The sequence below is a fragment of the Geodermatophilus sp. SYSU D00697 genome (genome assembly GCF_054050175.1).
The window spans coordinates 1-5,551 of sequence record NZ_JBJGYV010000061.1 but is presented as its reverse complement, the minus strand read 5'-3'; the positions used below and the strand labels follow the sequence as shown (position 1 = coordinate 5,551).

Genomic DNA, 5,551 nt, shown 5'->3' with positions numbered 1-5,551 from the left:
CGGACATGACGATCACCCTGCCGCTGATCGAGGTCTTCGGCCGCGGCGGGGCGCTGAAGTCGAGCTGGTACGGCGACTGCCTGCCCAGCCGGGACTTCCCGATGCTGGTCGACCTGTACCTGCAGGGCCGCTTCCCGCTCGACGACTTCGTCAGCGAGACCATCGGGATCGACGACGTCGACGCCGCCTTCGAGAAGATGCACCACGGCGAGGTCCTGCGGTCGGTCGTGGTCTTCAAGTGACGGCTCGCATCGACAAGACCGTCGTCAGCGGCGTCTTCAGCCTCGACGGTCAGGACTTCGACGTCGACAACAACGTCTGGCTGGTCGGGGACGACGACGAGGTGCTCGTCATCGACGCCCCGCACGACGCCGCACCGATCCTGGAGGCGGTCGGCGGGCGCACGGTGCGGGCGATCGTGCTCACCCACGGGCACAACGACCACATCACCGCGGCGGTGGCGCTGCGCGAGGCGACCGGCGCGCCGATCTGGTTCAACCCCGCCGACCGGATGCTGTGGGACGTCGTCCACCCCGACACCGCCCCCGACGAGGAGCTGGCAGAGGGGACGACGTTCCGGGTCGCCGGGACGACGCTGACGGCGCTGCACACCCCGGGCCACTCGCCGGGCAGCACCTGCCTGCACGCACCCGACCTGAACACGGTGTTCACCGGGGACACGCTGTTCTGCGGCGGGCCGGGGGCCACCGGGCGCTCCTACAGCGACAAGCCGACGATCCTGAACTCGATCCGGTCACGGCTGCTCACGCTGCACGGTGACACGGTCGTGAGGACCGGTCACGGCGACGACACCACGGTGGCCGCCGAGATCCGCAACGTGCACTGAGGGCACGCCCCTCCTCGGCGCCCCGGGTGCCGAGGAGGGGCGTCCCCCGGCGCTCAGGAGACGGGCACCCGCCGCCGGGCGGAGGCGAAGCCCAGCCACGTGTGCCGGTTGCCGGCCCAGCACCACCCGACCTTCGGGGCGTGGCGTCGCTCGCGGCCGTCCCGCCCGGTGCCGTTGCTGATCCACAGCGCCGGCGTCCGGGCGTCGAGGGTCCCGTTCGGCCGGCGCAGCCGTGAGCCGATCGTCATGAAGCAGTGGTTGCGGTCGAGCACCTCGGGGGCCTGGAGCAGCCAGTGGATGCCCTCGGTCAGCGTCAAGGGCGTGCGACCGGCGCCGGTGATGGCCGGCAGCGCCTCGTCGGGGCTCCAGTTCGCCATCGCGTCGCCCCGGTCGAGGTCCGCCACCAGGTAGACCGGCCCAGCCGGCGGGTCGACCCCCGTGATGGGGCCGAACGCGTCGACGTCGGTCATGTCGGTCACCACGAACCCCCGCCTGCCCCGGAGCTCGAGCAGCGGGGCGAGCGCCGAGGCCGGGGCCAGGTCGGGGGAGAGGACCAGCAGCGCGCCGGGATCCGGGACGCGGGCGGCACAGCCGCGCAGGTCCCCGGCGGACAGGCCGGCGACCTCGTGCGCGCCGAGGGCGATCAGCCGCTCGGCCTGGTCGGCGGCGGACGGGAGAGCGTGCAGGACGGCGGTCACGGACACCTCCGGGACGGGCGGGTGCAGCCGGGGGTCAACGCGCCGGGTGCCGTCCCGGTTCCCGGTCCCGACGCGCGGACGTGGGCACGGTCACCACGCGGCAGCCGGGTGCCGGCGGCGACCCCGGTACCCTCGACAGGTGCCCCGCGGTGATGGACGGCTGACGCACGACCTCGATCCCCACTCCCCCGGACCCCAGGACGCCTGCGGCGTCTTCGGCGTCTGGGCGCCGGGGGAGGAGGTCGCGAAGCTCACCTACTTCGGTCTCTACGCCCTGCAGCACCGTGGCCAGGAGGCCGCGGGCATCGCGGTCTCCGACGGCGCCTCGGTCGTCGTCTACAAGGACCTCGGGCTGGTCAGCCAGGTCTTCGACGAGGCCACGCTCGGCAGCCTCCGCGGCCACCTCGCCGTCGGCCACACCCGGTACTCCACGACCGGCGCGTCGACGTGGGAGAACGCCCAGCCCACGTTCCGGACGACGGAGTCGGGCACGGGGCTCGCCCTCTGCCACAACGGCAACCTCGTCAACACCGCCGAGCTCGCCAGCCGGGCCGCGGACGCCGGCGTCCCGGGTGCCTTCACCTCCACGACCGACTCCGACCTGGTCACCGCGCTGATCGCGGCGCACCAGGACCTCTCGGTCGAGGCCGCGGCGATGCAGGTGCTGCCCCAGCTCCGCGGCGCCTTCAGCTTCACCTTCATGGACGAGACCACGCTCTACGCCGCGCGTGACCCGCAGGGCGTCCGCCCGCTGGTGCTCGGCCGCCTGGAGCGCGGCTGGGTCGTGGCCAGCGAGACCGCGGCGCTGGACATCGTCGGCGCCTCCTTCGTCCGGGAGGTCGAGCCCGGCGAGCTGCTGGCCATCGACGAGGACGGGCTGCGCAGCCAGCACTTCGCGCCCGCCGAGCCGAAGGGCTGCGTCTTCGAGTACGTCTACCTGGCCCGCCCCGACACCACGATCGCCGGCCGCGGCGTGCACGCCGCCCGCGTGGAGATCGGCCGGCGGCTGGCCAGGGAGCACCCCGCCGACGCCGACCTGGTGATCCCGGTGCCCGAGTCGGGCACCCCGGCCGCGGTCGGGTACGCCGAGGCCTCGGGCATCCCCTACGGGCTGGGCCTGGTGAAGAACTCCTACGTGGGCCGCACCTTCATCCAGCCCAGCCAGACCATCCGGCAGCTGGGCATCCGGCTCAAGCTCAACCCGCTGCGCGACGTCATCCGCGGCAAGCGGCTGGTCGTCGTCGACGACTCGATCGTGCGGGGCAACACCCAGCGCGCGCTGATCCGCATGCTGCGCGAGGCCGGCGCGGTCGAGGTGCACGTGCGGATCTCCTCGCCGCCGGTGAAGTGGCCCTGCTTCTACGGCATCGACTTCGCCAGCCGCGCGGAGCTGATCGCCAACGGCCTCGACGTCGACGGCGTGCGGGCCTCCATCAACGCCGACTCCCTCGGCTACGTGTCCGAGCAGGGCCTGATCGCCGCCACCGAGCAGCCGGTCACCCGGCTGTGCACTGCGTGCTTCACCGGCCAGTACCCGATCCCGCTGGGCGAGACCGAGGTCCTCGGCAAGCACGTGCTCGAGGGCATCGAGCGCCGGGTGGACGAGTCCCGCGCGGTCACGGGGTGGACCGGCCAGCAGGCCGGCAGCGCCACCGTGCCCGGGGGTGCGGACGACGCCCTCACCCGCCCGTGAGCGGGCCCGCGGAGGGAACGCCCGGGCGAGCATCGCAGGCAGCGCCGGCGACCGAGGAGCGGAACGAGGGCGGGACCGAGCAGTGAGCGACGAGTTCACCTACGCGGCCTCCGGCGTCGACATCGACGCCGGCGAGCGGGCGGTCACCCTCATGCGGTCCGCGGTCGAGCGGACCAACCGACCCGAGGTCGTGGGCGGCCTCGGGGGCTTCGCCGGTCTCTTCGCGCTCGACACGGCGAGGTACCGCAGGCCCCTGCTGGCCTCCTCCACCGACGGTGTGGGCACCAAGATCGCCCTGGCCCGCGCGCTCGACCGGCACGACACGGTGGGCATCGACCTGGTCGCCATGGTCGTCGACGACCTCGTCGCCTGCGGCGCGGAGCCGCTGTTCCTGCAGGACTACGTGGCCTGCGGCCGGGTCGTCCCCGAGCGCATCGCGGCGATCGTCACCGGCATCGCGACCGGTTGCACGCGGGCCGGCGCGGCCCTGGTCGGCGGCGAGACCGCCGAGCACGGCGACCTGATGGCCCCCGACGACTACGACCTCGCCGCCACCGCGGTCGGCGTCGTCGAGGCCGACGCGGTGCTCGGTCCCGAGCGGGTCCGGGACGGCGACGTCGTGGTCGCGATGGCCTCGAGCGGGTTCCACTCCAACGGCTACTCGCTGGTGCGCCGGGTGGTCGCCTCCGCCGGCCTCGACCTCACCGCGACCCCGGCCGGGCTGACCCGCCCGCTGGGGGAGGAGCTGCTGGAGCCCACGCGCATCTACGCCCTCGACTGCCTGGCGCTGGTGGAGGAGTACGGCGTCGAGGGCGTGCACGCCTACGCGCACATCACCGGGGGCGGGCTGGCGGGCAACACCGCCCGCGTCGTCCCCGCGGAGCTGGAGGCCGTGCTCGACCGCGGCACGTGGGAGCTCCCGGCCGCGGTGCACCTGCTCGAGGAGCACGGCGTGCCGCGCACGGAGTCCGAGCGCGCCTTCAACTGCGGCGTCGGGATGGTCGCGGTCGTGGCCCCCGAGGTCGCCGACGGCGTCGTCGGGACCCTGGGCGACCGCGGGGTCCCCGCGTGGGTCGCCGGCACCGTGACCGCCCGGTCGGGCGGGGACGCCGCCCGCCTGGTCGGCTCCCACCGCTGAGCCCGCCCCGTCGGTGCCCGGGGGCGCGAGCGGGGCATGACGGCACGCGACGACACCGCGACTCCCCAGGGGGAGGCGGTGTCGTCGCGTCAGACCGTGGGCGTCAGGCGCGGATCAGCGGCTGGCAGCCCAGTCGTCGTCCGTGTCGTCGTCCGCCCAACGGTCGACGAACTCGTCGTCGTCCTCGTCGTCGGTCGCCCGGTGAGGAGCGGTGTACGACGACGACGGTGACCCGGCCAGCTCGCGCTGCAGCGCGGAGAGGTCGGTGTTCGGTGAGCTGTACTTGAGCTCACGGGCCACGCGTGTCTGCTTGGCCTTCGCTCGGCCGCGCCCCATCGGCTCGACCCCCTCGTTACGGAGTCCGGGAGCCCAGCTCCGGGCTGGACGGCCCGCGTGGCGACCCCGACTGAGTGACTGTGTCTTGTCCGAGCTTACGACACGGATCGACGGCGGGCACGGGTCTCCCCTCACCGTCCCCCGACCGGGGGCGTGCCCGGACGGAACGGGCCGTCCTCCCGGCCCGCCGAGGACGCCGGGTCAGCGCGCCCGCGTGGGGTCGGCCTGCTCGGTGGACGACCTCGGCCCGGGCACCGCTGCCGCGTCCGCACCGGTCCCGACCAGCCCGAGCTGGACCGCGAACTCCATCTGGTCGTAGTAGAAGCGGTGCTCCACGCCCCGGCCGTCGCGCACGGTCAGGGCATCGCACTCCCGCAGGCGGATGGCCCTGCCCGTGGGCGGGATCTCACCCTCGGGCGAGGTGAGCGGCTGCGTGTGGGTGCCGACGAGCCAGCCCTCGTCGATGGCGGTGTCGTCGGTCTCGTACTGGTGCCGGGCCTCCCACGCCAGGTCGGGGAACCCGCGGCGGAACGCCATGACGTACTCGACGATGGCGGGACCGCCCTCCAGGCGGCCCGCGTCCGGGGTGTCGGCGACGGCGTCCGCCGCGTACAGCCGACGCAACGCGTCGGCGTCCCCGCGGGTGATCGCGTCGGTGATCCGGTCCATGACCTCACGCGCCTGTCCCATGGCGAGCTCCCGAGTCGTCGCCCGGCGTTCCCGCGAGCTGCGTGGTGCCGGACCGGCTCCGCGCCTGCGGGACGCCGACGTCCCACGATCCGGCCGCACCGTGGCGCCGGACAGGGGCGAACGGCCCGGCCGCGCGGCTCAGCGGGGGG

The 5,551-nt window shown here is 74.2% G+C and carries 6 protein-coding genes and 1 pseudogene; 4 read left to right on the top strand and 3 right to left on the bottom strand.

Going from position 1 to position 5,551, the window contains the following annotated elements; genetic code table 11:
- Positions 1-242: pseudogene (locus ACI79C_RS25155) on the top strand (S-(hydroxymethyl)mycothiol dehydrogenase); the annotation flags it as partial.
- Entirely contained in the window at positions 239-847 is a 609-nt protein-coding gene (locus ACI79C_RS25150; protein WP_456948434.1) for an MBL fold metallo-hydrolase, read from the top strand. The pseudogene ACI79C_RS25155 and the gene ACI79C_RS25150, both read left to right, overlap by 4 nt.
- A gap of 53 nt (positions 848-900) precedes the next feature.
- Here ACI79C_RS25150 and ACI79C_RS25145 read toward each other — a convergent pair whose 3' ends face one another.
- Positions 901-1,545, bottom strand: a complete 645-nt coding sequence (locus tag ACI79C_RS25145) for a DUF5701 family protein (protein ID WP_456948433.1) — start codon at positions 1,543-1,545, stop codon at positions 901-903.
- Between the two features lie 139 nt (positions 1,546-1,684).
- On the opposite strand from ACI79C_RS25145, the gene purF reads away from it, so the two are divergent.
- Together purF and purM are read left to right on the top strand one after the other, a co-directional pair.
- Entirely contained in the window at positions 1,685-3,238 is a 1,554-nt protein-coding gene (purF, locus tag ACI79C_RS25140; protein WP_456948432.1) for an amidophosphoribosyltransferase, read from the top strand.
- A gap of 82 nt (positions 3,239-3,320) precedes the next feature.
- Positions 3,321-4,376 (top strand): phosphoribosylformylglycinamidine cyclo-ligase, encoded by a 1,056-nt coding sequence (purM, locus tag ACI79C_RS25135; protein WP_456948431.1) that lies wholly within the window; start codon positions 3,321-3,323, stop codon positions 4,374-4,376.
- A gap of 114 nt (positions 4,377-4,490) precedes the next feature.
- Here the strand turns inward: purM and ACI79C_RS25130 are convergent, their stop codons facing one another.
- Positions 4,491-4,712 carry a DUF3073 domain-containing protein gene (locus ACI79C_RS25130; RefSeq protein ID WP_456948430.1) on the bottom strand — a complete coding sequence of 74 codons (222 nt, stop codon included), beginning with the start codon at positions 4,710-4,712 and terminating at the stop codon, positions 4,491-4,493.
- Positions 4,713-4,913: 201 nt separating this feature from the next.
- Positions 4,914-5,402 carry an ester cyclase gene (locus tag ACI79C_RS25125; protein WP_456948429.1) on the bottom strand — a complete coding sequence of 163 codons (489 nt, stop codon included), beginning with the start codon at positions 5,400-5,402 and terminating at the stop codon, positions 4,914-4,916.
- Between the last annotated feature and the right edge of the window lie 149 nt (positions 5,403-5,551).